A 24,370-nucleotide genomic window follows, 5' to 3' on the forward strand; every position below is an offset into this window, starting at 1 on the left:
CCCGCCCCGTCGGGTCCGGCCGGCGGCCGGACCCTGACGGTCGCCGCCGACGGCTCCGCCGCCCACCGCACCGTGCAGGCCGCAGTCGACGCCGCCACCGCGGGCGACACGGTACTCGTCGCGCGCGGCACCTACCGGGAGACGGTGAACGTCCCGGCCTCCAAGCGCGGGCTGACCCTCAAGGGCGCCACCGGCAATGCCGAGGACGTCGTCATCACCTACGACAACGCCTCCGGCACGCCGAAGCCCGGGGGCGGCACGTACGGTACGGCGGGGAGCGCCACCGCGACCTTCTCGGCGAACGACCTCACCGTCACGGGCGTGACCTTCGAGAACACCTGGCAGCGGGCGGCGCACCCGGAGATCCAGGACACCCAGGCGGTGGCGGTCAACGCGTCCGGCGACCGCCAGAAGTACCTCAACTCGCGTTTCCTCGGGCACCAGGACACCGTCCTCAACTGGGCTCCCTCCGCCACCGGCCAGTACCGGCAGTACTTCCGCCACTGTTTCATCGCGGGCGACGTCGACTTCGTCTTCGGCAACGCCACCGCCGTCTACGACCGTGTCAACATCACCCTGCGCGACCGCGGCACCGCGGCCGGCGGAACGGGCGGATACCTCGCCGCGCCGAACACCGACGCGGCCAAGCCGTACGGGATCCTCATCACCGACAGCACGATCAGCAGCCCAGCCCGGCCCGGGACCTACTACCTCGGCCGCCCCTGGCACCCGGGCGCGAGCGCGGTCGGTCAACTCGTCATCCGCAACACGAGCCTGCCGGCAGCCGTGAAGACCGAGGGCCCGTGGAGCGACATGGGGGGCTTCTCCTGGAAGTCCGCCCGGTTCGCCGAGTACGCCAACACCGGCCCCGGCGCCGGCAGCGGAGCGAGCCGCCCCCAGCTCACCCCGGAACGGGCCGCCGCCCACACCGCCCGCGCCTACTTGGCCGGCACCGACGGCTGGAACCCGACCGGCTGATGGGCGTCACGATGCGGACCGGGCCCATGCGTACCGGACCCGGGCGCACCGAACTCGGGCGGACCGGGGCACCCGAACGAGTGCGCGAACGGACTGCTACGCTCCGGCACCTGCCCGAGACTGCCCCCGTCGCACCGAGAGGCCGTACCGAGGCCATGACCGAAGATGAGAGGGCCGCGGACTTCCATGCGTTCTTCGAACGCCACCACGCCGAACTCTCCCGCCTGGCGTACCTGCTGACCGGAGAGGCGGACGCTGCCGACGACCTCGCCGCGGACGCGATGGTCGCGCTCTGGCACCGCTGGGACAGGGCCCGCCGTGCCGACTCCGCGGCCGCCTACGCCCGCGGAATCGTCGCCAACCTCGCCCGCAGCCGGATCCGGAGCACGGTGCGCGAGCGGCGGCGCGTCCTGCTGTTCTGGTCGCACCGCCCGGAGCGGACCGACGGCCCGGACATCGCCGCCGTCATGGACGTACGGGCCGCGCTGGACACGCTGCCCTTCCGCAAACGCGCCTGCGTGGTGCTGCGGCACGCCTTCGACCTCTCGGAGAAGGACACCGCGGCGGCGCTCGGGATATCGGTGGGTACGGTGAAGAGCCAGACCTCGAAGGGGACGGCGGAACTGCAGCGGCTGCTCGGTGCCCGGGCCGCGGACGAGCTGGTGGGAAGGGGAAGCCGGTGACCGACGAACTGCGCGGCCTGCTGCGCGAGAGCGCCGAAGCCCACCTGCCCGACCGGGCCCGCATGCTGGCCCGCGTCGAGCGCGGAACGGCCCGCCGCGGCGCCGCCCGCGGGCTGCGGGACAGCGCCCGCACGGGCAGCCTGACCTGGCCGAAGATCGTCCTCGCGACCCTGGCCACCGCCGGAACCCTGACGGTGAGCGCCCTCACCGTGGTCGCGGTCGTGCACACCCCGGACCCGCCCCGGCAACCGGCGGCCGCCGCCCCGTCCGCCGCCCCGTCCGCCGTCGACCGCACGGCGCCGCCGACCGCGGGCAGCCGGACCGAGGACGGTCCGCTGTGGGCCGACGGCTCGGTCGATCCCCACAGCAACACCTACTGGGCGCAGAGCAACGTCACCCTGAAGACCAGGAAGCCGCTCACCGCGCTCGTCGTCGAGCTGCGCATCGCCCTCACCGCAGGGGTGAAGGACACCGGCAGCTGGCGGACGCTGCCCGCCGAGGACTTCGAGCTCTCCGCCCGCGAGGAAGGGGGCTTCCTCGTCTACCGGTGGACCCTGAAACCCGGCAGGAACGTCCCGTCCGGCGAGCACGTCTTCGCCGGCCAGTACGATCACGCCACCGGCGGACGCGACGCGAAGGACGACGCGTACCGGATCGACGCCGCGGGCGCGGGGGAGGGCGGAGCCGCGGTGTGGGGCGGGTTCGCATAGGGAGGGTCCGCGCCGCAACGGCGACGCCCGCTCACCGGGCGGGCCGTCCACCGGCGGCGGTCAGGGCGTGCAGCCGGGCGCGCAGGGTGGTCAGCCGGGTGCGCAGGCGCTGGGGCGGCGTGGGCGGCAGGCCGCGGGAGGTGCCGCGCGCGTAGTACCGCTCGACGTAGTACTGGCCCCCGCTCAGCACCGTCGTGACGGCGACGTACCAGAGCGTGGCGACCATCAGCAGCGGGATCACCTGGTAGTTCTGGTTGTACGTCAGCTGCACCGAGTACAGCAGGTCGTGCACGGCCAGCACGCTGACGATGCTCGTGCCCTTGAGCGTGCCGATCAGCATGTTCCCGGCGGTCGGCACGATCGACCGCATCGCCTGCGGAACGACGATCCGGCGCAGGGTGCGGCGCCTGCTCAGGCCCAGCGCCTGCGCGGCCTCGGTCTGGCCCGGGTCCACGGAGAGGATGCCGCCGCGCACCACCTCGGCGGCGTACGCGGATTCGTGCAGGGTCAGGCCGATGACGGCGGTGAGGGTCGGGCCGAGCAGGTTCACCGTCTTGATGGTGAAGAGCTGGGGGCCGTACGGGATCCCGAGGCCGAGCGTGGGGTACAGGGCGCCGATGTTGAACCAGAACAGCAGCTGCACCAGCAGCGGCGTGGAGCGGAAGATCCACACATAGCCCCAGCTCAGTGTCCGCAGCACCGGGTTGCCCGAGAGGCGCATCACCGCCAGCACGGTGCCGAACAGGAAGCCGAGCACCATCACCGCGCCCGTCAGCCACAAAGTGAGCAGCAGTCCGTCGAGCACCGCGGCGGTGGTGAAGTACTGCCCCACCACGTCCCATTGGAAGGCCTTGTTGCGGACGACGGAGGCCAGCACCAGCGCGAAGGCCAGTAGTGCGGCGGCAGCGGACAGCCGGCGGCCGATGCGCCGACGCGGCACGATCGGGGGCAGCCCGTCCCCGGGGATGCCGTGCGCGCCGGGGCGCTTCGCCACGGTGGCGGCCGCCCCGGCACGGGCTGCGCTGGGGGAGTCGGACGTATCGGTGTGATCGGTGTGATCGGTGTGATCGGTGACTTCGGGCGGGGTGGCCATGGGGAGGCTCTCCAGGGAGGGGCGCGGGGGCGGATGACCACCCGGCGGCACGGCACGCGCGCAGGCACGGGCACAGGATCCGCGCGCTTGCGGTGCTGCCGGGAACGGGGGTACTCGTGTCGTCACGCTCGCCGCGTCCCTCAACGCGGGCGGAGAGGCCGCCGTATGGGCACGGCCGCTCCGCCGTCGATCGTAGGCACCTACGGCCCGGCCCTGTCAACCACGCGGGGGCCGAGGGCCGTCCGGCATTCGACCGTTGCTTGACGAGGAGCCGCATGTACTGCTCAATTAGTCGCATGAATGCCCGTCAGCGCCTTTTCTCGCGCGACTACATCGACTTCGGTCGGGTGTGGTCCGCGGCGTGTTGCGCCTGACGCGGCAGTGGGCGCTCTGAACGGCCCTTCCCTCCCTCGGTGACCCCGTCGCGGGCCGAGACCTCCCTTCGCACCCTCACCGGACGCGGGCGGTGAGCCGTGCCAGGCCCACCGCCGCGATCCCGGCCGTGCGCTGCCGCCGAACTGCTGCTCCCGACGCCCCGCGTCGTCACGCCCGTATCGCTCCGCCCCCACCCGCATCCGTGTGACGTTGCGTCACCTCGTGCTGCCCGAGCGGCTGCTCAGCCATGCCCCGGTGCACGATCCTCGCCCGTTCCGAAAGGCCCACCCCATGCCCGTGGAATTCCTCGGCATCGCCGCGACCAACAACGGCTCCGAAACCACCGCCCGATCGGGCGCCGCCTTCGACAAGGAGTACACGCTCCGGCTCGCCCGGGCCCACGAGGACCACGACTGGGACCGCGTGCTGTTCGCGTACGGCTCCGGGTCCCCGGACCCCGCGCCCGCTGCCGCGTACATCGCGAGCAGACTGGATCGCCTCCAGATCCTGCTCGCCCACCGGCCCAACGTCTCGTACCCCACCTACGCCGCCAAGACCTTCGCAACCCTCGACCGGATCAGCGACGGCCGACTCTCCGTCCACTTCATCACCGGCGGCAACGACCACGAGCAGGGCCGCGAGGGCGACACCCTCACCAAGGACGAACGCTACGCCCGCACCCGCGAGTACATCCGGATCGTCAAGAAGATCTGGACCACCCGGGAGGCCTTCGACCACGAGGGCGAGCACTACCGCTTCCACGACTTCGTCAGCGATGTCTTCCCCGTCCAGCAGCCGCGCCCGAACGTCTCGTTCGGCGGATCCTCACCCGCCGCGTACGCCGCCGGCGGCGCGGAGGCCGACATCTACTGCCTGTGGGGCGAGCCGCTCGCGAAGACCGCCGAGCAGATCGAGGCCGTGAAGGCCGCGGCGAGGGCTGCCGGCCGCACCGACGTGCCGCGCATCCAGGTCGCGTTCCGCCCGATCATCGCCCCGACCGAGGAACTGGCCTGGGAGAAGGCACACCGCACGGTGGGCGCCATCAAGCAGCGGCGGCAGGCGGGCCTCGTACCACAGCACCGCAACGGCATCCCGGAGGTCGGGGCCCCGCAGAACACCGGATCACAGCGACTGCTCGCCATCGCCGAGGCGGGGGAGCGCTACGACCGGGCCCTGTGGACCCCGACCGCTGCCGCCACCGGCGGCGCCGGCAACTCCAACGCCCTGGTCGGCACTCCGGAGACGGTCGCCCGGGCGCTGCTGGACTACTACGACCTCGGTGTCGACATCCTCTCGGCCCGCGGCTACGACCTGCTGGACGACGCCGTCGACTTCGGCCGGTACGTGATCCCGCTCGTCCGCGAAGAAGTCGCCAAGCGAGACGCCGAACGGGTGGCCGGGCGCGGGCCCGCGTCCGCGGCAGACGGCTCAGACCCGTTGCCCGCGGCAGTGCACGGATGACCTCCACAGCACGCACCCTCCACCTCGGCACCACGCCCCACCTGGGCACCGCACCCCGCAATGGAAAGGTCCTCCCGCTGTGAACCTCCCCGGGAACGCGATCCGCACCCGACTGCGCACCGCCGCCGCCCTCGCCCTCCTGCCCCTCCTGGCGCTGACGGCCTGCGGCTCCGGTGGCGGAGCCCCGGCCGTCGCGGGTGCCGGGGCGGCCCCGGCACCGGCCGACGACCCCGTCGCCGGTGTACGGGCCGTGGACTCGATCGCCGCCCTGCTGCCCGCCGAGGTCCGCAAGGCGGGCACGCTGCGGGTCGGCAGCTCCGTCGGAGCCCCGCCCGCGGCGTACTACCCGAACGGGCAGGACAAGCCCCCCGCCGGCCAGGACATCGACATCGCCGACGCGGTCGCCAAGGTCCTCGGCGTGAAGCTGGAGCGCCAGGACGCCTCCTTCGAGACGATCCTGCCCGCGCTCGGCAGCGGCAAGTACGACTTCGGCACCGGCAACTTCGGCGTCACCACCGAACGCCTGAAGACCATCGACTTCGTCACCTACATCAACGACGGACAGGGGTTCGCGGTCAGGACCGGCAACACCACCCTGACCACACAGGTCTCCGACCTCACCCAGCTGTGCGGACTGACCATCGGAACCGGCGCGGGCACGACCTTCGAGAAGACCCTCACCGCGCAGAAGGGCGTCTGCGCCGCGGCCGGCAAGAAGCCGTACGAGGTGAAGGTCTTCTCCGAGACCGGGGCCGTCACCACCGCCCTCCAGCAGGGCCGGATCGACGTCGTCATGTCGACGATCAACGGCCTGCGCCACCAGGCCGCACAGCCCGCCGCGCAGACCGCCTTCCTCGGCGAGTACCACCGCCTCGACGTCGGATTCGCCTTCAAGAAGGGCTCCCCGCTCGCCCCCGCCCTCCAGGCCGCCGTCAACGAGCTCATCAAGAACGGCACCTACGCGCGGATCCTGCAGAAGTGGGGCACCACCGCCTCCGCGATCGACACGTCGCAGATCAACCCGGCCGAGCACGCATGAGGGGGAATCCATGAGTGACGTCATGGTCGAGGTGCGCGGTGTCCACAAGAGCTTCGGGCCACTGGAAGTGCTGCGCGGAGTCGACCTGTTGGTCCGCCCCGGCGAGGTCACCGTCATCCTCGGCCCTTCCGGGTCGGGGAAGTCCACGCTCCTGCGCACCATCAATCATTTGGAGAAGGTCGACCGCGGCTGGATCAGCGTCGACGGAGACCTGATCGGCTACCGCAGCTCCCGCGGCAAGCTGTACGAGTTGAAGGAGAAGGAGGTCCGGCGCCAGCGCACCCGCATCGGGTTCGTCTTCCAGACCTTCAACCTGTTCCCGCACCTCACGGTGCTGGACAATCTCGTCGAGGCCCCGGTGGCCGTACTGGGCCGCCCGCGTCAGGAGGCGGAGGGGACGGCCCGCCGGCTGCTGGAGCGCGTCGGGCTCGCCGACAAGGTCGACGCCTATCCGCTGCAGCTGTCCGGCGGGCAGCAGCAGCGCGTGGCTATCGCCCGCGCCCTCGCCCTCGAACCCAAGGTGCTGCTCTTCGACGAGCCGACCTCGGCGCTCGACCCGGAGCTGGTCGGCGAGGTCCTGGACGTCGTCAAGGACCTGGCCCGCGCCGGAACCACCATGATCGTCGTGACGCACGAGATCGGCTTCGCCCGCGAGGTCGCCGACACCGTCGTGTTCATGGACGGCGGAGCCGTGGTCGAACACGGGCCGCCCGCGGCCGTACTGGACGACCCGCAGCACGCGCGCACCCGTGCCTTTCTCTCCAAGGTCCTCTGACCGCAGGCGCGTTGCTCCCCGAACGCAGAAGCGCCCAGGACGGCGACGAGCCGGTCGTGCTCGTCGCCGTCCTGGGACTGCCGTGGTGCGGGGTTACTTGGCGCCGAGGCCGGCGTCGGAGACCTCGGGCTTGCCGGCGGCCTTGAGGACCTTGTTCAGGAGCGTGAGGTCGTAGATGCCGGCGAGGTCGGGCTGCTCGATGAGCTTGGCCTTGACGGCCCACTCGGACTGGGTCTTGAGGGTGGAGGCCAGCGGGTCGTCGGTGATGGCGATGCTGGGCCACGCCGGGTCGAGGACCTTCGCGTCGAGGGCCTTGCCGCTGTCCGCCTCGAGCTTCGCGTTCGCGGAGGCCTTGGCCTTGTCCGGGTTGGCGTTGATCCACTCGTTGGTCTTCACGGTGCCCTTGAGGACGGCCTCGACGACGTCGGGGTGCTCCTTGAGGAACTTCTGCGACACGATGATGTTCGTGATGACGAACTTCTTGTCGGGCCACAGGGCGGTCTCGTCGAGGAGGACGGAGCCGCCGTCGGAGACGAGCTTGGAGGCTGTGGGCTCGGGTACCCAGGCGCCGTCGATGGAGCCCTGCTTGAAGGCGTCGGGGGTGACCTTGTTGTCGGTGCGGACGACGGAGACGTCGCCCTTGCCGGACTCGGGGTCGACCGTCCAGCCCTTCTCGGAGATCCAGTTGAGGAAGGCGACGTCCTGGGTGTTCCCCTTCTGCGGGGTGGCGATCTTCTTGCCCTTGAGGTCGTCGAGGGTCTTGATCCTGTCCGGGTTCACGACGAGCTTGACGCCGCCGGATGCGGAGCCGGAGATGATGCGCAGGTTGGAGCCCTTGGACTTGACGTAGCCGTTGATCGAGGGCGAGGGGCCGATGAAGCCGATGTCGAGAGAGCCGCCGTTGAGGGCTTCGATCTCGGACGGGCCGGCGTTGAAGGACTGCGGCTTGACCTTGGTGCCGTTCAGTTCCTTCTCGATCAGGCCCTCCTGGAGGCCGACCAGCGCGGTGGCGTGCGTCAGGTTCGGGAAGTACCCGATACGGACCTCGGCGGCCGACAGCTTCTTGTCGCCGGTGGCCGCGACCTGGGCCTTGTCGTCGTCCTTCTTCGCCTCGGAACCGTAGCCGCAGGCGGTGAGCAGCAGGGGAAGCGCCGCTGTGACGGCGATGGCGCGCAGGAGGGGGAGCGGTCTTGCGGCAGACACGGGGGTGTCCTTTCACGGGATGGTGTGCAGGTTCGGGGCGATACGGAGATGGAGCGGCGCGGAGCCGCCGGCGTACGGGACATCGGCTCCCGGCCGTCGGCGAGGTCAAGGCACGGAGGTTTCGGACGCCCGCGCTCGAAGGCCCGCGCTCGAAGGCGCGCGGTCGGTGAGGTCGGCCGAAGGGGCCCGCCCGGCCGGCGGAGAGCGCACCGGAACGGTGGCTCGTGGCTCGTCGCTCATGGCGCTCATGGCGCTCTGCGCGGAGACGGGGCCCGGTGAAGGGTGTCAGCCGGGCTGACAGATGGCGCTGGAGGTACGGACCAGGTCGATGTGGCGACGGGAGGTCAGAGGCAGCGTCCGGCCTGCGTGGTGCACGGTTCGCACGGTCGCTCCCTCCCTCATTCCTAGTTTTCCCACCTGGTTGGTAGGCATCTTGGCAGAGGTCGGCACCCGCCCCAAGAGGGTGACCGCATGTTGGACTCTAATTTCTCGTTATGTGAGAACGCGCAGGTGGGGCAGCGTCTGCACTGGCGGCAGGAGGTCAGGGATTGGTCCAGGCCCCGGGGGTTTCGGCCAGCGCCGATACGACGGGGGGCAGCTCGGACGACGCGACGTCGGCGAGGGACACGCCGTCGAGGATCTCGCGCACGTTGGCCCGCAGGGCGATCCACAGGGGGAGCAGGGACTCGGCGGGGCCGGTGTAGGACAGGTCCGGTGGGCGTACCCCGCGCACCGAGACGAGCGGTCCGTCCACGACGCGGATCACATCCGCGATGCTGATGGACCCGGCGGGCTTGGCCAGCCGGTAGCCGCCGTTGCCGCCGCGCTGACTGAGGACGAGCCCGCCTCGGCGCATGTCGTTGAGGATGCCCTCGAGGAACTTGTGCGGGATGTCCTGCGCATCGGCGATGGCTTCGGCCTTCACCGGCCCGTCATCCTGTGACGCGGCGAGCTGCAGCGCGGCCCGTACCGCATAGTCCGCCCTGGCTGAGATCCGCATAGGGCCATTATCGGGCATGGACCGGGCCGGTGTCGGCCGAGGCCCCGCGGGTCAGTGGAAGGCCGCTGCCACCGGGTGGTGGGAGCCGTTGAGGTAGTGCTCGCCGATGGAGCGCAGGCGGTGTGCGACCGGGCGGTGGGCCGTCAGGACCCGGGCGTTGCGCCAGAACCGGTCCAGGCCGGGCGCGTCGGCGAGCTCCAGCACCCGGGCGGTGATGTGCAGGGCTGCCCTCGACATCACGGTCTCGGCCGTGGCGACCAGGGCGGCGACGCCCGCCGGTACCTCGGCATCGAGCTGCGCACCCGTGGCGAGGGCCTGTGCCATGACCTCCGTCGCCCGGTCGACCACGGCGGTGGCCGTCTGGGCGGCGGAGGCGAGTTCCCCGTAGGTCAGGAAGAGGTCCGGGTCCTCACCGGGCAGCCGGTGGGCGCGGCCGCCCCTGCTGAGATCGCGGGCTTCGGTGAGGGCGCCCTCGGCGATGCCGAGGCCGACGTGGCACAGGGCGAGCCGCAGCGCCGGCTCGGCGAGCGCGGTGAACGGCGCCGTCGACTCCTCGTCGTGCGGGCGGCGGCCCAGTACCTGCCCCGCGGTGATGCCGACCCTGTCCAGGACGACCTCGCCCGCGCCGGCGACGCGCTGCCCGAGGCGATCCTGCGACGGTTCGACGCTCACGCCCTGCGTACCGGGCGGGATCCGTACGACCAGGACGTCACCGGTCGCGGCGCAGACGGCGTCCACCACGATCTGGTCGGCCGCGGCCACCGCCGTGTCCACGGACCGGCGCCCGTTCAGCAGATAGCCGGTGGGGCGCGGCCTCAGCGCGAGGTCCCGTTCCTCGATGCCCCCGTGGGGGGCGGGGGTGCGGACGGCCCCGGTCCACAGCCACCCTTCGCGCACCGACTCCTCCTCGAGGGTGCTCGCGTGCTCGTGACTCGCGTAGAAGCGTCCGCTCCAGGCGTGTACGTAGTGGCGGGCGAGGACGTCACCGACCGAGCTGTCGGCCGCGGAGACCTCGCGGATGACGGCGCATCCGGTACGCCAGTCCACCCCGCGGCCGGGCCCGGGCGGGGTGAGGGCCGCCGGCAGGCCGGCCTCGCGCAGCCGGGCCGCCTCGTCGAGCGGCGGCCTGCCCGCCTGGTCGCGGACGATGACGTCCGCCGCGAGGTCGTCCGCCACGTCCCGGGCGGTACGCAGGAGCGCGCGGCGCCGCTCGTCGGCGGATCGGAGGTCGGAGGGGCTGGATGTCGTCCGCATGGGTGTCACCGGCAGGACCCGGTGCCGCTGTACGGTGCGGGGGCTGGGCGGACAGCGGTGCCATGGGGGATGGCGGTGGTCATGTCGGCTACTCCGGAACGTTGTCGGGCGGCTTCGGCCGGTTTCTGGAGGGGGTGGGAGGCGCATCCGTCCGTTCCGCCGCGGCGGCCCACGATTCCCCACCTTTCCCATCGGATTGATAGGGATACTCGCCCCAAGCGACCCTCCCGGCAAGACCGTGACCGAATGATGGACAGTTCGATCTTGACATGAGAGACAGCGCAGGTCAGGGCGCTTCGGCTGGATATTTCCTATGGAATCAGTAGGGAAGTATTGACGCGCGCCCGCCGCGCACTTCACGATGTGGCCATGTCCCCGTCGCAGCCGTTGCTCGTACGCCGCAGGCACGTTGACTTCCGTCGCGTCGCCAGCGCCGTCTGCCGACCCGTTTAAGGGCTTCTGCGACAGGGCGTTTCCTCGACGTGCGCCGGTGATCCGGCTGCCGTTCCCCTCCGTGCGCCGCGCCTTCCGTGCGCCGCGCCTCCCGTGACCCCGGCCCTTCGGGCCGTACGGTCCGCCGGGCGTGCGCCGCGCCGACCCGCGCGGTCGACTCCGTCACGGGGATCCCCTGCCCTGTCGTGCTCGAACACCCGGTGTCCGTACCTCGATCCGCGCAGCCGAAGGGGCTCATCGTGACCACTGCCGTTCCCGCACCCGCCGTCCACCGTCCGCCGGCCCCGCGCCTCCAGCTGGTCGGCGACCGCCCGCCCGGCGCCCTCGCGACCCATGGTGGCCGCGTCGGCTACCTCGTGTACCTGGCGGCGGACGTCGACCCCGTTGCGCTGATGGAAGCGCACGGCATACGCCCGGAGAACCGTTCCCTCGGGCTCCGGACCCTTCCGGCCCTTCCGGCCCCTGACCCGGAACCGGCGCCGCACCCCGACCCCGCCCCGCTCGACGACGTCATCCGGGTCGACCGCGCGCGTCGGCTCGTCGAGGTCGACGGGCGCGAACTGGAGCTCACCTACCTGGAGTTCGAACTCCTGGCCCACCTGGTGTCCCATCCGGGCACGGTCCACACGCGTGATTCCCTCATCTCCGCCATCTGGGGGTACGGGAACATCGGCGACGGCCGCACGGTCGATGTCCACGTGGCCCGGCTGCGCCGCAAGCTCGGCCCCGGCCACCGCGGCCGCATCTCCACCGTACGCAGCGTCGGTTACAAGTACGTTCCCGGCCACCACGTGTGAACAGAAGCCCGTTTCATTTCGCGGGAAGGCGTTGTGTGTACGGCAGATGAAAATGCCGCACGCTTCTCCGTACTTCGATATCGGGGCCGTTGACAGCCCTTCTGCGGGCTGCCTAGCTTACGCCGCAGATAAACAACGGCGGCCTCTTCTGCCCGGCATGACGGCTGCTTTTCGATTCTCGGATTTGTCGAATGCTGCTGGAGTGTCCTTGACCGAATCACTTGTTCTCACCGCGCCCCCGAGACCGCCCGCGCCGGCCGAACCGGTCCTCCCGCTCCGCCGGCCCGGGCGATGGATCGCCACCCTCGTCGTGCTGGTCCTGCTCTCCCAGGCCGCCCACGGCCTGCTGACCAACCCCTTCTACCAGTGGGACCGCTTCGCGTACTGGTTCGCCCGACCGGTCATCCTGGAGGGCCTGCTCATTACCCTCCAAGTGGCCGCGTACAGCGCGGTCCTGGGCCTCGCCGGCGGCATCCTGCTCGCCCTCGGCCGGCTCTCCGCGAACCCGGTCCTGCGGTCGGTGAGCTGGACGTACGTCTGGCTGCTGCGCTCCGTACCGCTGATCGTGGTGCTGCTCTTCCTCTACAACCTGAGCGCGCTCTACCCCACCCTGAGCATCGGAGTGCCCTTCGGGCCCGCCTTCTTCACCTTTGACGAGTCGCGGTTGGCCACCGACATCGTCGTGGCGGTCGTCGGACTGAGCCTGGCCGAGGCGGCGTACGCGGCCGAGGTGGTACGGGCCGGGCTGCTCTCCGTCGACCAGGGCCAGCACGAGGCGGCGGCCGCGCTGGGACTGCCCAAGCGGTACCAGTTCGCCCGGATCGTCTTCCCCCAGGCGCTGCGCTCCATCGTCCCCGCCTACGTCAACCAGCTGGTCGGGCTGGTGAAAGCCACCTCGCTGGTCTTCTACGTATCGCTGCTCGACCTGTTCGGCACCGTGCAGAGTCTCGGCAGCACCTACTCCGGCGACATCGTGCCGCTGCTGCTGGTGGCCACCTTCTGGTACGTGGTCCTCACCAGCGTCCTGTCGGTCATCCAGTTCTACGTCGAGCGCCACTACGCGCGCGGCGCGCTGCGCACGATCCCGCCCACCCCCGTGCAGCGGGCCCGGACGGGCCTGCGCGATCTGCGGGACCGCTTCCGGAAGGAGACGGCGCGATGACCACCGCCCTGCGGGCCGCCGCGATCGAGGTCCACGACGTACACAAGTGGTACGGCCGGCAGCAGGTACTGGACGGGGTGAGCCTGACGCTGCGCCCCGGCACGGTCACCGCGGTCCTCGGCCCCTCCGGCTCCGGCAAGTCCACCCTGCTGCGGGTCGTCAACCACCTGGAGAAGCCCGACGCCGGATACGTCAGCGTGGGCGGCGAGCTGATCGGCGTCACCCGGCACGGCGGACGGCTGAAGGAGCTGAGCGAGCGGGCGATCCTCGCCCAGCGGGGGCGGATCGGCTTCGTCTTCCAGAACTTCAACCTCTTCCCGCACCTGACCGTCCTCGACAACGTCGCGGCGGCCCCGGTGGCCACCGGCAGGCTGCCGCGGGCCCAGGCGCGCGCCCTGGCACGCGAACTCCTGGAGCGCGTCGGCCTCGGCGACCGGACCGGCGCCTATCCCAGGCAGCTGTCCGGCGGCCAGCAGCAGCGGGTGGCCATCGCCCGCGCCCTCGCCCTGCGGCCCGGCGTCATCCTCTTCGACGAACCCACCTCCGCGCTCGACCCCGAACTCGTCGGCGAGGTGCTGTCCGTGATCAAGGACCTGGCCACCGGCGGAACCACGCTGGTCATCGTCACGCACGAGGTCGGCTTCGCCCGCGAGGTCGCCGACGAGGTCGTCTTCCTCGACGGCGGCCGCATCGTCGAACAGGGCCCGCCCGAACTGGTACTGGACCGGCCCACCCATCCCCGTACGCGGGAGTTCCTGAGCAAGGTGCTCTGACTCCGCGGCACCCCACTCCGTCCCACTCCGTCCCACGCATTCCACCCGACCCACCCGCCCTACCCGCACCCCAGCCCCCTGCGAACCGAAAAGGAACACCATGCGACGCCGACGCTCCCTGCGCACCAGACTCGTCCGCGGCCTCGGCGCCGCCACCGCGACCGCGGCGCTCGCCTCCGGCCTCACCGCCTGCGGGGGCGAGGCCGAGGCCACCGGACCGGGCTCCGGCCAGGTCACCGTCGGCGCGGTGTCCAACGGCGCTGCCCAGCAGGCCGAGCTGTCCGTCCCGGTGGTCGAGTCCCTGCGCGCCCAGCTGCCCGCCGAGGTCCGCGAGCGCGGCGAACTCGTCGTCGGGGTCGGCGCGCTGCCCGCCGGCTTCCCGCCGCTGGCGTACGTCGGCACCGACCAGAAGACCCTGACCGGTGCGGAACCGGACCTCGGCCGCCTGGTGGCCGCCACGCTCGGGCTCAAGCCGGTGGTGAAGAACTCCACCTGGGAGAACCTCTTCGTCGGCATCGACAGCGGCAAGGTGGACGTGGCCTTCACGAACGTCACGGTCACGGAGGAGCGGAAGAAGAAGTACGACTTCGCCTCCTACCGGCAGGACAACCTGGCCTTCGAGACGCTGAAGGACAACCCCTGGAACTTCGGCGGCGACTACCGCAATCTCGCGGGGAGGACGGTCGCCGTCGGCTCGGGCACGAACCAGGAGAAGATCCTGCTGGAGTGGCAGAAGAAGCTCCAGGCCGAGGGCAAGGACATCACCGTCAAGTACTTCCCCGACGCCAACAGCACCTATCTGGCCCTGAGCGGCAAGAAGATCGACGTCAGCTTCGGCCCGAACCCGGCCATCGCCTACCACATCACCCAGACGGCGAGCGGCAGTTCACCCACCCGCAACGCGGGCTCGTTCTCCGGTGCCGGTGAGTCCCTCCAGGGCCTGATCGCGGCGACCGCCAAGAAGGGCAGCGGGCTCGCCGAGCCGGTGGCAGGGGCGATCAACCACCTGATCAAGAACGGCCAGTACGGGCAGCTGCTCGCCGCCTGGAACCTGTCCAACGAGGCCGTCACCAGCTCGGAGGTCAACCCGCCGGGCCTGCCGGTGACCAACTCCTGAATCCCCGGCCCCCGGGCCGCGCCACGGACGGAGCCCACCCCATGAGCACGAACACCGGCACCGGCACCGGCACGCGTACGAGCACCAGCACCGGTACGCGTACGAGCCCGGGCACCGCGGTGTCCCCGCACGTCCTCGACAACCCCGCCTGGGCCTCGTTGTCCGGCGCGCACGCCGCCTTCGCCGAGCGGGCGCTCCGGCCCGGGGCGGACCTCTCCTCCTGCCGCGCCGCCCGCTATCCGTCGGACGTCTCGCCGTTCGCCGCCCTCGCGGACCCGGCGGACCCGCAGGCGTGGGCCGACCTGCGCAGGCTGGTCGGCGACGGCCGGATCGCCGCGCTCGCCGGCGTACTGACTCCGCCCGACGGCTGGGAGACCGTCGGCTCGGTCCCCGGCGTCCAGCTGGTCGGCACCTCGCTGCGCGCCGAACCCGCCCCCGAGGCGATCCGGCTCGGCCCCCGCGACGTACCCGACATCCTCGAACTGATCGAGCTCACGAAGCCCGGTCCGTTCCTGCCCCGCACCGTCGAGCTGGGTACGTACCTCGGCGTCCGGCACCGGGGCCGGCTGATCGCCATGGCCGGAGAGCGGCTGCGGCCGCCGGGCTGGACCGAGATCAGCGCGGTGTGCACGCATCCCGACCATCAGGGGAGGGGGCTGGCGACGCGGCTGGTCCGCGCCGTCGCCGCGGGCATCCGCGAGCGCGGCGACGCCCCGTTCCTCCACACCGCCGCGAGCAACACGACGGCGATCCGACTGTACGAGTCGATCGGCTTCACCCTGCGCCGCCGCCCGTCCTTCATGGCGGTCCGCGCGCCCGGCAACACCGCTGCCAACTTCTCTTAATATTCAGGTCATTGTATGGCACCGCTATCGGGCGTAGCGTCTCGAAAAGAAAGTGGTGAGGGGCCTCTTCCCCGCCCTCTCCTACGCCCCTCGTATTTCGGCGACGCGTATCGGCCTCCTTTTCGCCCGGCCGATCAGGAAGGCGTAATTCGACGTGTCCTCATTCCCGCCCGCATCGACATCCGCATCCGCCTCCGCATTCACATCGGCATCCTCCGCGCCGCTGCACCTCGGCGTCGCGCTCGACGGGGCGGGCCGGCACCCGGCCGCCTGGCGCGAGCCGGGTGCCCGGCCCGGCGAGCTCTTCACGGCCCGCTACTGGGCAGGCCTCGCCGCCGAGGCCGAGACGGGGCTGCTCGACTTCGTCTCCTTCGAGGACTCCCTCACCCTCCAGTCGTCCCCGGCGGACGGGCCGGAAGGGCCGGACGGGCCCGACGGACGCACGGACCGGGTCCGGGGGCGACTGGACGCGGTACTCGTCGCCGCCCGTGTCGCACCGCTGACCCGGCACATCGGACTGGTCCCGGCCGTGACGGCCACCCACACCGAGCCCTTCCACATCTCCAAGGCGATCGCCACCCTGGACCACGTGAGCCGCGGCCGCGCCGGCCTGTGGATCCAGGTGTCCGGACTCCCCGACGAGGCACGGCACTTCGGACGGCGCACCGGCCCGCTGGAGGAGGCAGAGCTCCACGCCGAGGCCGCCGACCACGTCGAGGTGATCCGGCGGTTGTGGGACAGCTGGGAGGACGACGCGGAGATCCGGGACGTGGCCACCGGACGGTTCGTCGACCGCGACAAGCTGCACTACATCGACTTCGAGGGGCGCCACTTCAGCGTCCGCGGGCCGTCGATCACCCCGCGCCCGCCGCAGGGCCAGCCCGTGGTCGGCGCGTCCGGTGACGGCGAGGCCTCCTACGCCCTCGTCGCCCGCTCCACCGACGTCGGGTACGTCCCCGCGCACGACGGGGACGGTACGCGCGCCGCGGTCGCGGCGATCCGGCGGGCCCGGGAGGCGACCGGGCTCGCGGCGCAGCCGCTGCACCTCTTCGGGGACCTCACGGTGTTCCTGGACGCCGATGCCCCGGCGGCCGCCGCCCGGCTGGAGCGCCTGGACGCGCTCGCGGGACTCCCGTACGGAGGCGGGGGCGCGGTCTTCACCGGCAGCCCCGGCGAGCTGGCGGACCTGCTCCTGGAGCGGCGCGAGGCGGGTCTGTCGGGCTTCGTGCTGCGGCCGGGCGTGATCGGCCACGATCTGCCCGCGATCACCCGGGATCTGGTGCCCGAGCTCCAGCGGCGCGGGGTGTTCCGCCGGGCGTACGAGGCGGACACCCTGCGCGGCCTGCTCGGGCTGGACCGCCCGGCCAACCGCTACGCCGCCCACCCCGCCGCCTGATCCCGGACCCGTAAGGACCCGTCATGACGAGCAAGCCGCTCAAGCAGATCCATCTCGCGGCCCACTTCCCGGGCGTCAACAACACCACCGTGTGGAGCGACCCGGCGGCCGGCAGCCACATCGACTTCGATTCGTTCGTGCACTTCGCCCGGACCGCAGAACGTGCCCGGTTCGACTTCCTCTTCCTCGCCGAGGGGCTGCGGCTGCGTGAACAGGGCGGCCAGATCTACGACCTGGACGTGGTCGGCCGCCCCGACACCTTCACCGTGCTCGCCGCCCTGGCCGCCGTCACCGAGCGCCTCGGGCTGACCGGGACCATCAACTCCACCTTCAACGAGCCCTACGAGGTGGCCCGCCAGTTCGCCACCCTCGACCACCTCTCCGAGGGCCGGGCCGCCTGGAACGTGGTGACCTCCTGGGACGCGTTCACCGGCGAGAACTTCCGGCGCGGCGGGTTCCTGCCGCGCGAGGAGCGGTACTCCCGCGCGAAGGAGTTCCTGGAAACCGCGAACGGACTCTTCGACTCCTGGAACGGCACCGAGATCGCCGCCGACCCCGGTGCGGGCGTCTTCCTGCGGGACGCGCGGGCCGGTGCCTTCGCCCACCGGGGGCAGCACTTCGACATCGAGGGACGGTTCAACGTGCCGCGCAGCCCCCAGGGCCGGCCGGTGATCTTCCAGGCGGGCGACTCCGACGAGGGCCGCGAGTTCGCCGCTTCCTCCGCCGACGCGATCTTCGGCCGCGACGGAACCCTCGAAGCCGGGCGCGCGTTCTACGCCGACGTCAAGGGCCGGCTCGCCAAGTACGGGCGCACGCACGACGAGTTGAAGATCCTGCCCGCGGCCACCTTCGTCCTCGGCGACACCGACGCCGAGGCCCACGAGATCGCCCACGAAGTACGCCGCCGCCAGGTCAGCGGGCAGACCGCCATCAAGTTCCTGGAACACGTCTGGAACCGCGACCTGTCCGCCTACGACCCGGACGGCCCACTGCCCGACATCGACCCCGAGGTCGGGGAGAACACCGTCGCCCTCGGCAGGGCCAGCGTCCGCCAGTTCCGCGACCCCCTGGAGACCGCCCGGCAGTGGCGCCGGCTGGCCGAGGCCAAGAACCTCTCCATCCGCGAGCTCGTCATCTCCACCACCGCCGACCAGACCTTCGTCGGCTCCGCCGCCACCGTCGCCGAGCAGATCGACACCCTCGTACAGGCGGACGCGGCCGACGGCTTCATCCTCGTCCCCCACATCACCCCCGGCGGCCTGGACGACTTCGCCGACACCGTCGTCCCGCTCCTCCAGGAACGCGGCGTCTTCCGCACCGAATACGCCGGCACCACCCTCCGCGACCACCTCGGTCTCGACGTGCCGCGGCCGGCATCCGGCAGGCAGACCGTGGCCTCATGAAGTTCCTGGCCATCACCCTGATCACGGACTCCGCGGACCCGGTGACGGGCGCCCCCACACCCACGCACGAGCGGTTCCGCGAGGTGGTCGCCGCCGCGCTGCTCGCGGAGGAGCTCGGCTTCGACGGCTTCGGGGTCGGCGAACGCCACGAGCGGCCCTTCCTGTCGTCGTCGCCGCCCGTGGTGCTCAGCCACATCGCCGCGCTGACCCGCCGGATCAGGCTGTTCACCGCCGTGACCACCCTGAGCCTGCTGGACCCGGTGCGGGCGTACGAGGACTACGCGACCCTCGACCACCTCTCCGGCGGCCGCCTGGAGCTGATGATCGGCAAGGGCAACGGCACCGCCCAGCGCGAGCTGTTCCACGTGACCCCCGAGGACCAGTGGGAGCGCAACGCCGAGGGCTACGAGCTGTTCCGGCGCATCTGGCGCGAGGACAAGGTGAGCGCCGAGCCGCGCTTCCGCCCGCCGCTGGCCGGCGCCGAGGTGCTGCCCAGGCCATTCCAGCCGGCCCTGCGGGTCTGGCACGGCAGCGCCACCAGCAAGGAGTCCGTCGAGCTCGCCGCCCGCTACGGAGACCCGCTCTTCTCGGCCAACGTCACCCATCCGATCGGCCCGTACGCCGAACTGGTCCGCCACTACCGGGAGCGCTGGGAGCACTACGGGCACGATCCGGCGCACGCCGTCGTCGGCGCGGGCACGGCCGGCTATCACGCGGCCGCCACCTCGCAACAGGCGGTGGCGGCGTACCGGCCCGCCTTCGCCCGGTACCTCGCCGCCCACAAGCAGCAGGGCGTGGATCCCGTCTTTTCGACGCTGGAGGACTTCGTCGAGCGGAGCTCGGCCCTGGTCGGCAGCCCCCAGCAGGTGATCGAGAAGGTCCACCGTTACCACGAGGCCTTCGGCCACACGGCCTTGCACCTCCAGGCGGAGCCGGGCGGGCTCACCCCGGCGGAGCACCGCGCCTCGCTCGAACTCTTCCAGTCGCAGATCGCCCCGGTGCTGCGCCGGGAGATCCCCGACCCCTCCTTCCCCGACCTGTAAGGAGTCCGGCCATGTCCGGCATCCCCCTCGGGGTCCTCGACCTCGTCCCGGTCCCGTCCGGTTCGACCGCCGCCGAGGCCCTGCACCACAGCATCGACCTCGCCCGGCAGACCGAGGCGTTCGGCTACGCCCGCTACTGGTTCGCCGAGCACCACCTGAACCCGGGGGTCGCCGGAACCTCCCCGGCCGTAGTGCTCGCCCTGACGGCCTCGGCGACCTCGACCATCCGGATCGGCTCCGGTGCAGTCCAGCTCGGGCACCGCACTGCCCTGTCCACGGTCGAGGAGTTCGGCCTGATCGACGCGCTCCACCCCGGCCGCCTCGACCTGGGCCTGGGCCGCTCGGCCGGCCGCCCACCGCAGCGGAGCGCACAGGAAGCACCGTTCGAGGGACACACCCCGAACGGGCTGCGGATCCCGAAACCCTTCTCCTTCGCCCACCTGCTGGGCCACCCTCGGGTCGCCCTCCAGCAGCACCTGCTGAACCTGCCCGGTGCCCGCCCCCAGGACTACGCCGAGCAGGTCGACGACGTACTCGCGCTGCTGCGGGGCGAGTACCGCTCACCGGATGGCGTCGAGGCGCACGCCGTCCCCGGCGAGGGGGCCGACGTACAGGTGTGGATCCTGGGCAGCAGCGGAGGGGTCAGCGCGGAGACCGCGGGCCGCAACGGGCTCCGGTTCGCCGCCAACTACCACGTCAGTCCCGCCTCGGTACTGGAGGCGGCCGAGGGCTACCGGGCCGCCTTCAAACCGTCCGCCGAACTGGACCGCCCGTATCTGACGGTGTCCGCCGACGTCGTCGTCGCCGAGGACGACGCGACCGCCCGCGAACTGGCCGCCGGGTACGCACCCTGGGTACGCAGCATCCGCACCGCCGAAGGCGCCATCCCCTTCCCGACCCCCGCCGAGGCACGCGCCCTGCCCTGGACCGACGCCGACCGGGAACTGGTCGCCGACCGGGTGGAAACCCAGTTCGTCGGCTCCGCACGCACGGTCGCCGACCACCTCGACCGGCTCCAAGAGGCCACGGGCGCAGACGAGTTGCTGATCACGACCATCACGCACGGCCACGCCGACCGGGTCCGCTCCTACCGGCTGCTCGCCGAGGAATGGCAGCGCCGTTCGGGCTGATCGCGCTCGACGCGGGCCCTGCCGCCCGGTCGTACGACCGGCCGGCAGGACCCGCGCCCCGCCGTGCCACGAGAGCGCGGCTATTTCACCGAGCCCGCCATCACCCCCTGGACGAAGTGCCGCTGGAAGGCGAAGAACACGATCAGCGGGACCACCAGGGACAGGAACGCCCCCGGCGCGAGGACGCCGATGTTGCTGCCGAACTGCCGCATCTGGGACTGCAGTGCGACGGTGAGCGGCTGGGACCCGCTGTCCGCGAAGAGCAGCGCCACGAGCATGTCGTTCCACACCCAGAGGAACTGGAAGATGGCCAGGCTCGCGATGGCCGGCCGGCCGAGCGGCAGCACCAGCCGGGTGAAGATCCGCCACTCGCTGCCGCCGTCCATCCGGGCGGCCTCCAGCATTTCGCGCGGTATCTCCGCGAAGTAGTTGCGCAGCAGGAAGATGGCGAAGGGCAGTCCGTAGGCGACATGGAAGAGGACGACGCCGGCCACCGTGCCGAACAGCCCGACCGCGCCGAAGAGTTTGGCCACGGGCAGGAGCCCGATCTGCACGGGCACGACGAGCAGTCCGACGACCACCAGGAAGACGGCGTCGCGGCCGGGGAACTCCAGCCACGCGAAGGCGTATCCGGCCAGTGCCGCGATGGCGACCACCAGGGCGGTGGTGGGCACGGAGATCAGGACCGTGTTCCCGAAGGCCGCCGCGATGCCGGAGTCCTCCAGCAGAGCGCCGTAGTTGTCCAGGGACAGCTGCGACGGGTCGGTGAGGGCGGTCCACCAGCCGTCGGAGGCGTTGTCCCCCTCGGAGCGCAGGGAGGACAGGAGCAGGCCCGCCAGCGGGGTGATCCATACGAGGGCGACCAGGATCAGTGCGACCTGGACCAGGGAGTTGCTCAGCAGGCGCGACAGCCGGCGCCCGTTGCCGTGACCGGGCCCCCGCCGGAGCCCGCGCCCTGCGGTGCCGGTGACGCTCATGCTCCACTCCTTCGGAAGCGCCGGATGTTGAAGACCATCGCCGGGACGACCAGCAGGAGGAGCACCACGCTGAGCGCGCTCCCGAGGCCCTGGTCGTTGCCGCCGCCGAAGGACACCAGCCACATACGGGTGGCCAGCACGTTCGCCTCCTCCTGGACGGGTCCCGGCGCGATGATGTAGACGAGGTCGAAGACCTTCATCACGTTGATCACCAGGGTCACGAAGACGACCGTGAGCACCGGCGCGAGCAGGGGCACGGTGATCTTGCGGAAGATCTGGCTCTCGGAGGCCCCGTCCATGCGCGCGGCCTCCAGCGCGTCCCGGGGAATGGCCGAGAGGCCGGCGCCGATCAGGACCATCGCGAAGCCGGTCCACACCCATAGGTAGGCGCCGATGATGGCCGGTGTGACCAGCGCCGGACCGAGCCAGTTCACCCCCTGGTACGGGGCCGCGAAGTTGGCCGCGGGCAGCCTGACGGTGTACTCGCCGTCGGCCAGCCCGGTGAGGCGGAAGGACCCGTCGTCGGCCGAGACGGCCGTGGCGGCGACCCGGCCGTCCCGTACGGCCTCGACGGTCATGCCGGGCAGTCCTTTCTCGCCGGGATCGATGCGGCCCGGGAGACCGGCGCCGCCGGGGGCGAAGTCGAGGTAGACGACGCCCCCGATCCCGTCCGCGGCGGGCGCCGCGGCGGCCGCGGACTTCGCTCCGGCGGGCATCGCGTCGGGCGCCACCCCGATGAGGCCGAGATCGACCGAGCGGCCGGGGCGCAGGGTCCCCGCGGTGCTGTACGGGCCGCCCGCCCCGCCCGTCAGCCCCTGGTTCTCCCGGGCCCGGGCCGTCGGATAGGCGGCAGTGTCCGAGAAGCCGTCGTGGACGCCGACGACGGCGGCGTTCAGCACGCCCCGGTCCGGGTCCTGTTCGTAGGCGAGCCGGAAGATGATGCCCGCGGCGAGGAACGACACGGCCATCGGAAGGAAGAGCACCAGCTTGAACGCGGTCGCCCAGCGCACCTTCTCGGTGAGTACGGCGAGCATCAGCCCGAGCCCGGTCAGCAGGGTCGGCGCCACCACGACCCAGATGGCGCTGTTGCGGATCGCCTTCAAGGTGGCCGGGTCCTGCACGATCGCGACGTAGTTCCCGGCTCCTACGAAGCGGTCGCCGTCGGCGTCGAAGAGGCTGCGCCCGAAGGAGAAGAGGACCGGGTAGACGACCAGCGCGCCGAGCAGCAGCAGGGCCGGGAGGACGAAGACCACCGCGAGGCGGCGTTTCCTGCGCCGGGCCAGGCGCCGCCCGTCGACCGGTGCCCGGGCGGTGCCCGCGCGGGCGAGGTCGGGGGCGGTCATGGTGTCAGCCATCGGGACCGCCTCAGTTCCCGTAGGCCTTGGCGGCCTCCGCCTCGAGCTTCGCGGCCGTGCCCTGCGGGTCCGACGGGTCGCGCAGGAAGTCCTGGAGGAGCTTCCACTCGCCGGCGCCCTTGGTCCCGCCGAACGCGGCGGGGGCCTGGTCCGACATGTCGAAGCGGATGGAGTCGCCCGCCGCGATGAGCGAGTCGGCTGTGCCGCGGGTGATCTCGTCGCCGTACGAGGCCATGCCGACTTCCTTGTTCGGGGAGAGGAAGCCGCCCGCGCGCGCCCAGACCTCGGCGGCCTCGGAGCCGGACAGGAACTCGACCAGCTTCATGCCGGCCTTGCTGTTCTTCCCGTCCTTGAGGACGACGGCCGCATCCCCGCCGCTGACGACCGGCGCCTTGCCCCCGTCGACCGCGGGGAACGGGAAGAACTTGGCGTCCGTCCCGAGCTTCCTGCCGAACTGGTCCTTGGCGACGCCGCCGACGAAGTCGCCCTCGTAGACCATGCCCGCCTTGGGCTCGGGGCCGAAGACCTGCGCGACCGACGTGGGGAAGTCGGTCCCGAGAGCGCTCTGGGCGCCGCCGGCGACGAGCTGCTTGTCCTTGTACAGTTCGCCGAGGGTGGTCAGCGCCCTGACGACGCTCTCGTCGGTCCACTTGATCCGGTGCTGGGCGAGCTGGTCGTACTTCTCCGGCCCGGCCTGGGAGAGGTAGATGTTCTCGAACCAGTCGGTGAGGGTCCAGCCGTCCTCACCGGCTATCGCGAAGGCGGGGCGGCCGGAGTCGGCGAGGGTGCGGCCGGCCTTCAGCATGTCGGCGTAGCTCTTGGGCTCGTTGACCCCGGCCTGGGTGAAGGCCTCGGGGGCGTACCAGACGGTCGACTTGTGGGCGGCCTTGAAGTAGAGGCCGTAGTACGCGCCGTCGACGGTGCCGTAATTGCGCCACACCGGGGCGAGGGTGGACCCGGCGCTCTGCGTGGTCTGCTCGGACAGCGGGAGCAGCCAGCCCTCCTTGACGAACTGCTGGAGCACGCCGACCTGCGGCACCATCACCACGTCCGGCGCGTTGCCGCCTTCGATCTTGCTTCCGACGAAGGTGGAGACGTTGTCGCCGGAGGGCACGAAGACGGTCTTGGCGCCGGTCTTCTCGGTGAAGGCGTCCAGCACCTTCTTGAAGTTCTTCTGCTCACTGCCGGTCCAGACGCCTGCCACGGTCACGGTCTGACCGCTCAGTTCGCCGCCGCTCGCGGGTCCGGTGGGGGAGCCGCCGCAGGCCGTGGCACCGAGGGCGAGGGCGAGGGCCGCCGATGCGGTGGCCGCGGTCCGCCGGGTGGTCGTGCTGGGTCGTCGCATGAG

At 71.6% G+C, this 24,370-nt stretch carries 23 protein-coding genes and 1 pseudogene; 16 read left to right on the forward strand and 8 right to left on the reverse strand.

Annotated features, from left to right (window positions below):
- Positions 1 to 45 precede the first annotated feature (45 nt).
- The 3 genes and pseudogenes from B6R96_RS39055 to B6R96_RS37485 all read left to right on the forward strand — a co-directional run.
- Positions 46 to 978, forward strand: a pseudogene (locus B6R96_RS39055) (pectinesterase family protein); the annotation flags it as partial.
- A 155-nt stretch (positions 979 to 1,133) separates the two neighbouring features.
- A complete protein-coding gene (locus B6R96_RS35565) occupies positions 1,134 to 1,661 on the forward strand; it encodes a SigE family RNA polymerase sigma factor (protein ID WP_053168226.1) in 528 nt (175 codons plus the stop codon).
- Positions 1,658 to 2,371 carry a hypothetical protein gene (locus B6R96_RS37485; RefSeq protein ID WP_081524848.1) on the forward strand — a complete coding sequence of 238 codons (714 nt, stop codon included), beginning with the start codon at positions 1,658 to 1,660 and terminating at the stop codon, positions 2,369 to 2,371. The genes B6R96_RS35565 and B6R96_RS37485 overlap by 4 nt, the downstream gene beginning before the upstream one ends.
- A 31-nt stretch (positions 2,372 to 2,402) precedes the next feature.
- Here B6R96_RS37485 and B6R96_RS35575 read toward each other — a convergent pair whose 3' ends face one another.
- Positions 2,403 to 3,464: an amino acid ABC transporter permease gene (locus B6R96_RS35575; RefSeq protein ID WP_081524849.1), complete on the reverse strand. Its 1,062-nt coding sequence runs from the start codon at positions 3,462 to 3,464 to the stop codon at positions 2,403 to 2,405.
- A 666-nt stretch (positions 3,465 to 4,130) separates the two neighbouring features.
- Between B6R96_RS35575 and B6R96_RS35580 the strand changes: the two genes are divergently transcribed.
- From B6R96_RS35580 to B6R96_RS35590, 3 genes are all read left to right on the forward strand, one after another.
- Positions 4,131 to 5,300: an LLM class flavin-dependent oxidoreductase gene (locus B6R96_RS35580; RefSeq protein WP_081524850.1), complete on the forward strand. Its 1,170-nt coding sequence runs from the start codon at positions 4,131 to 4,133 to the stop codon at positions 5,298 to 5,300.
- A 79-nt stretch (positions 5,301 to 5,379) separates the two neighbouring features.
- Positions 5,380 to 6,339 carry an ABC transporter substrate-binding protein gene (locus B6R96_RS35585; RefSeq protein ID WP_081524851.1) on the forward strand — a complete coding sequence of 320 codons (960 nt, stop codon included), beginning with the start codon at positions 5,380 to 5,382 and terminating at the stop codon, positions 6,337 to 6,339.
- Between the two features lie 10 nt (positions 6,340 to 6,349).
- Positions 6,350 to 7,114 (forward strand): amino acid ABC transporter ATP-binding protein, encoded by a 765-nt coding sequence (locus tag B6R96_RS35590; RefSeq protein WP_081524852.1) that lies wholly within the window; start codon positions 6,350 to 6,352, stop codon positions 7,112 to 7,114.
- A 93-nt stretch (positions 7,115 to 7,207) separates the two neighbouring features.
- On the opposite strand, the gene B6R96_RS35595 is transcribed toward B6R96_RS35590, so the two are convergent.
- From B6R96_RS35595 to B6R96_RS35605, 4 genes are all read right to left on the reverse strand, one after another.
- The gene (locus B6R96_RS35595) at positions 7,208 to 8,317 is read right to left on the reverse strand and encodes an aliphatic sulfonate ABC transporter substrate-binding protein (protein ID WP_081524853.1); all 1,110 of its coding nucleotides are present in this window, start codon (positions 8,315 to 8,317) and stop codon (positions 7,208 to 7,210) included.
- Between the two features lie 285 nt (positions 8,318 to 8,602).
- Positions 8,603 to 8,749, reverse strand: a complete 147-nt coding sequence (locus B6R96_RS39060) for a putative leader peptide (protein ID WP_379247834.1) — start codon at positions 8,747 to 8,749, stop codon at positions 8,603 to 8,605.
- A 109-nt stretch (positions 8,750 to 8,858) separates the two neighbouring features.
- Positions 8,859 to 9,317 carry an RrF2 family transcriptional regulator gene (locus tag B6R96_RS35600; RefSeq protein WP_030390951.1) on the reverse strand — a complete coding sequence of 153 codons (459 nt, stop codon included), beginning with the start codon at positions 9,315 to 9,317 and terminating at the stop codon, positions 8,859 to 8,861.
- Between the two features lie 51 nt (positions 9,318 to 9,368).
- The gene (locus B6R96_RS35605; protein ID WP_081524854.1) at positions 9,369 to 10,571 is read right to left on the reverse strand and encodes a hypothetical protein; all 1,203 of its coding nucleotides are present in this window, start codon (positions 10,569 to 10,571) and stop codon (positions 9,369 to 9,371) included.
- A 369-nt stretch (positions 10,572 to 10,940) separates the two neighbouring features.
- On the opposite strand from B6R96_RS35605, the gene B6R96_RS39065 reads away from it, so the two are divergent.
- From B6R96_RS39065 to B6R96_RS35650, 10 genes are all read left to right on the forward strand, one after another.
- Positions 10,941 to 11,024 (forward strand): putative leader peptide, encoded by an 84-nt coding sequence (locus B6R96_RS39065; RefSeq protein WP_351157052.1) that lies wholly within the window; start codon positions 10,941 to 10,943, stop codon positions 11,022 to 11,024.
- 239 nt (positions 11,025 to 11,263) lie between these two features.
- The gene (locus tag B6R96_RS35610) at positions 11,264 to 11,821 is read left to right on the forward strand and encodes a winged helix-turn-helix domain-containing protein (RefSeq protein WP_237291619.1); all 558 of its coding nucleotides are present in this window, start codon (positions 11,264 to 11,266) and stop codon (positions 11,819 to 11,821) included.
- 157 nt (positions 11,822 to 11,978) lie between these two features.
- Positions 11,979 to 12,983 (forward strand): amino acid ABC transporter permease, encoded by a 1,005-nt coding sequence (locus B6R96_RS35615; protein ID WP_081524855.1) that lies wholly within the window; start codon positions 11,979 to 11,981, stop codon positions 12,981 to 12,983.
- Positions 12,980 to 13,756, forward strand: coding sequence for an amino acid ABC transporter ATP-binding protein (locus tag B6R96_RS35620; protein ID WP_081524856.1), 777 nt, complete (start codon positions 12,980 to 12,982; stop codon positions 13,754 to 13,756). The genes B6R96_RS35615 and B6R96_RS35620 overlap by 4 nt, the downstream gene beginning before the upstream one ends.
- 100 nt (positions 13,757 to 13,856) lie before the next feature.
- Positions 13,857 to 14,873, forward strand: coding sequence for an ABC transporter substrate-binding protein (locus tag B6R96_RS35625; RefSeq protein ID WP_081524857.1), 1,017 nt, complete (start codon positions 13,857 to 13,859; stop codon positions 14,871 to 14,873).
- 41 nt (positions 14,874 to 14,914) lie between these two features.
- Entirely contained in the window at positions 14,915 to 15,718 is an 804-nt protein-coding gene (locus B6R96_RS35630) for a GNAT family N-acetyltransferase (protein ID WP_081524858.1), read from the forward strand.
- 154 nt (positions 15,719 to 15,872) lie between these two features.
- Entirely contained in the window at positions 15,873 to 17,114 is a 1,242-nt protein-coding gene (locus tag B6R96_RS35635; RefSeq protein ID WP_081524859.1) for an LLM class flavin-dependent oxidoreductase, read from the forward strand.
- A gap of 23 nt (positions 17,115 to 17,137) precedes the next feature.
- Positions 17,138 to 18,517, forward strand: a complete 1,380-nt coding sequence (locus tag B6R96_RS35640; protein ID WP_081524860.1) for an NtaA/DmoA family FMN-dependent monooxygenase — start codon at positions 17,138 to 17,140, stop codon at positions 18,515 to 18,517.
- Positions 18,514 to 19,560, forward strand: a complete 1,047-nt coding sequence (locus B6R96_RS35645) for an LLM class flavin-dependent oxidoreductase (protein WP_081524861.1) — start codon at positions 18,514 to 18,516, stop codon at positions 19,558 to 19,560. Before B6R96_RS35640 ends, B6R96_RS35645 begins: the two co-directional genes overlap by 4 nt.
- An 11-nt stretch (positions 19,561 to 19,571) precedes the next feature.
- On the forward strand, positions 19,572 to 20,690 hold the full coding sequence (locus tag B6R96_RS35650; RefSeq protein ID WP_081524862.1) for an LLM class flavin-dependent oxidoreductase: 1,119 nt from the start codon (positions 19,572 to 19,574) through the stop codon (positions 20,688 to 20,690).
- Positions 20,691 to 20,770: 80 nt separating this feature from the next.
- On the opposite strand, the gene B6R96_RS35655 is transcribed toward B6R96_RS35650, so the two are convergent.
- From B6R96_RS35655 to B6R96_RS35665, 3 genes are read right to left on the reverse strand one after another with little or no spacing between them, the layout of a single operon-like run.
- Positions 20,771 to 21,667, reverse strand: a complete 897-nt coding sequence (locus tag B6R96_RS35655; RefSeq protein WP_078972313.1) for a carbohydrate ABC transporter permease — start codon at positions 21,665 to 21,667, stop codon at positions 20,771 to 20,773.
- The gene (locus B6R96_RS35660) at positions 21,664 to 23,010 is read right to left on the reverse strand and encodes an ABC transporter permease (protein WP_081525424.1); all 1,347 of its coding nucleotides are present in this window, start codon (positions 23,008 to 23,010) and stop codon (positions 21,664 to 21,666) included. Before B6R96_RS35660 ends, B6R96_RS35655 begins: the two co-directional genes overlap by 4 nt.
- Positions 23,011 to 23,032: 22 nt before the next feature.
- Complete coding sequence (locus B6R96_RS35665; RefSeq protein WP_081524863.1) at positions 23,033 to 24,367, reverse strand: ABC transporter substrate-binding protein; 1,335 nt, start codon at positions 24,365 to 24,367, stop codon at positions 23,033 to 23,035.
- Between the last annotated feature and the right edge of the window lie 3 nt (positions 24,368 to 24,370).

The organism is Streptomyces sp. Sge12 (assembly GCF_002080455.1).
Lineage (GTDB): Bacteria > Actinomycetota > Actinomycetes > Streptomycetales > Streptomycetaceae > Streptomyces.

Bases quoted from the DNA above. Each gene is read 5' to 3' on its own strand.
- B6R96_RS39065 (WP_351157052.1), top strand. From the start codon at position 10,941: ATGTCCCCGTCGCAGCCGTTGCTCGTACGCCGCAGGCACGTTGACTTC.
- B6R96_RS35565 (WP_053168226.1), top strand. From the start codon at position 1,134: ATGACCGAAGATGAGAGGGCCGCGGACTTCCATGCGTTCTTCGAACGC.
- B6R96_RS35600 (WP_030390951.1), bottom strand. From the start codon at position 9,317: ATGCGGATCTCAGCCAGGGCGGACTATGCGGTACGGGCCGCGCTGCAG.
- B6R96_RS35665 (WP_081524863.1), bottom strand. From the start codon at position 24,367: ATGCGACGACCCAGCACGACCACCCGGCGGACCGCGGCCACCGCATCG.
- B6R96_RS35655 (WP_078972313.1), bottom strand. From the start codon at position 21,667: ATGAGCGTCACCGGCACCGCAGGGCGCGGGCTCCGGCGGGGGCCCGGT.
- B6R96_RS35625 (WP_081524857.1), top strand. From the start codon at position 13,857: ATGCGACGCCGACGCTCCCTGCGCACCAGACTCGTCCGCGGCCTCGGC.
- B6R96_RS35575 (WP_081524849.1), bottom strand. From the start codon at position 3,464: ATGGCCACCCCGCCCGAAGTCACCGATCACACCGATCACACCGATCAC.
- B6R96_RS39060 (WP_379247834.1), bottom strand. From the start codon at position 8,749: ATGCCTACCAACCAGGTGGGAAAACTAGGAATGAGGGAGGGAGCGACC.
- B6R96_RS35615 (WP_081524855.1), top strand. From the start codon at position 11,979: ATGACGGCTGCTTTTCGATTCTCGGATTTGTCGAATGCTGCTGGAGTG.
- B6R96_RS35580 (WP_081524850.1), top strand. From the start codon at position 4,131: ATGCCCGTGGAATTCCTCGGCATCGCCGCGACCAACAACGGCTCCGAA.
- B6R96_RS35650 (WP_081524862.1), top strand. From the start codon at position 19,572: ATGTCCGGCATCCCCCTCGGGGTCCTCGACCTCGTCCCGGTCCCGTCC.
- B6R96_RS35630 (WP_081524858.1), top strand. From the start codon at position 14,915: ATGAGCACGAACACCGGCACCGGCACCGGCACGCGTACGAGCACCAGC.
- B6R96_RS35660 (WP_081525424.1), bottom strand. From the start codon at position 23,010: ATGACCGCCCCCGACCTCGCCCGCGCGGGCACCGCCCGGGCACCGGTC.
- B6R96_RS35620 (WP_081524856.1), top strand. From the start codon at position 12,980: ATGACCACCGCCCTGCGGGCCGCCGCGATCGAGGTCCACGACGTACAC.
- B6R96_RS35605 (WP_081524854.1), bottom strand. From the start codon at position 10,571: ATGCGGACGACATCCAGCCCCTCCGACCTCCGATCCGCCGACGAGCGG.
- B6R96_RS35590 (WP_081524852.1), top strand. From the start codon at position 6,350: ATGAGTGACGTCATGGTCGAGGTGCGCGGTGTCCACAAGAGCTTCGGG.
- B6R96_RS35640 (WP_081524860.1), top strand. From the start codon at position 17,138: ATGACGAGCAAGCCGCTCAAGCAGATCCATCTCGCGGCCCACTTCCCG.
- B6R96_RS35645 (WP_081524861.1), top strand. From the start codon at position 18,514: ATGAAGTTCCTGGCCATCACCCTGATCACGGACTCCGCGGACCCGGTG.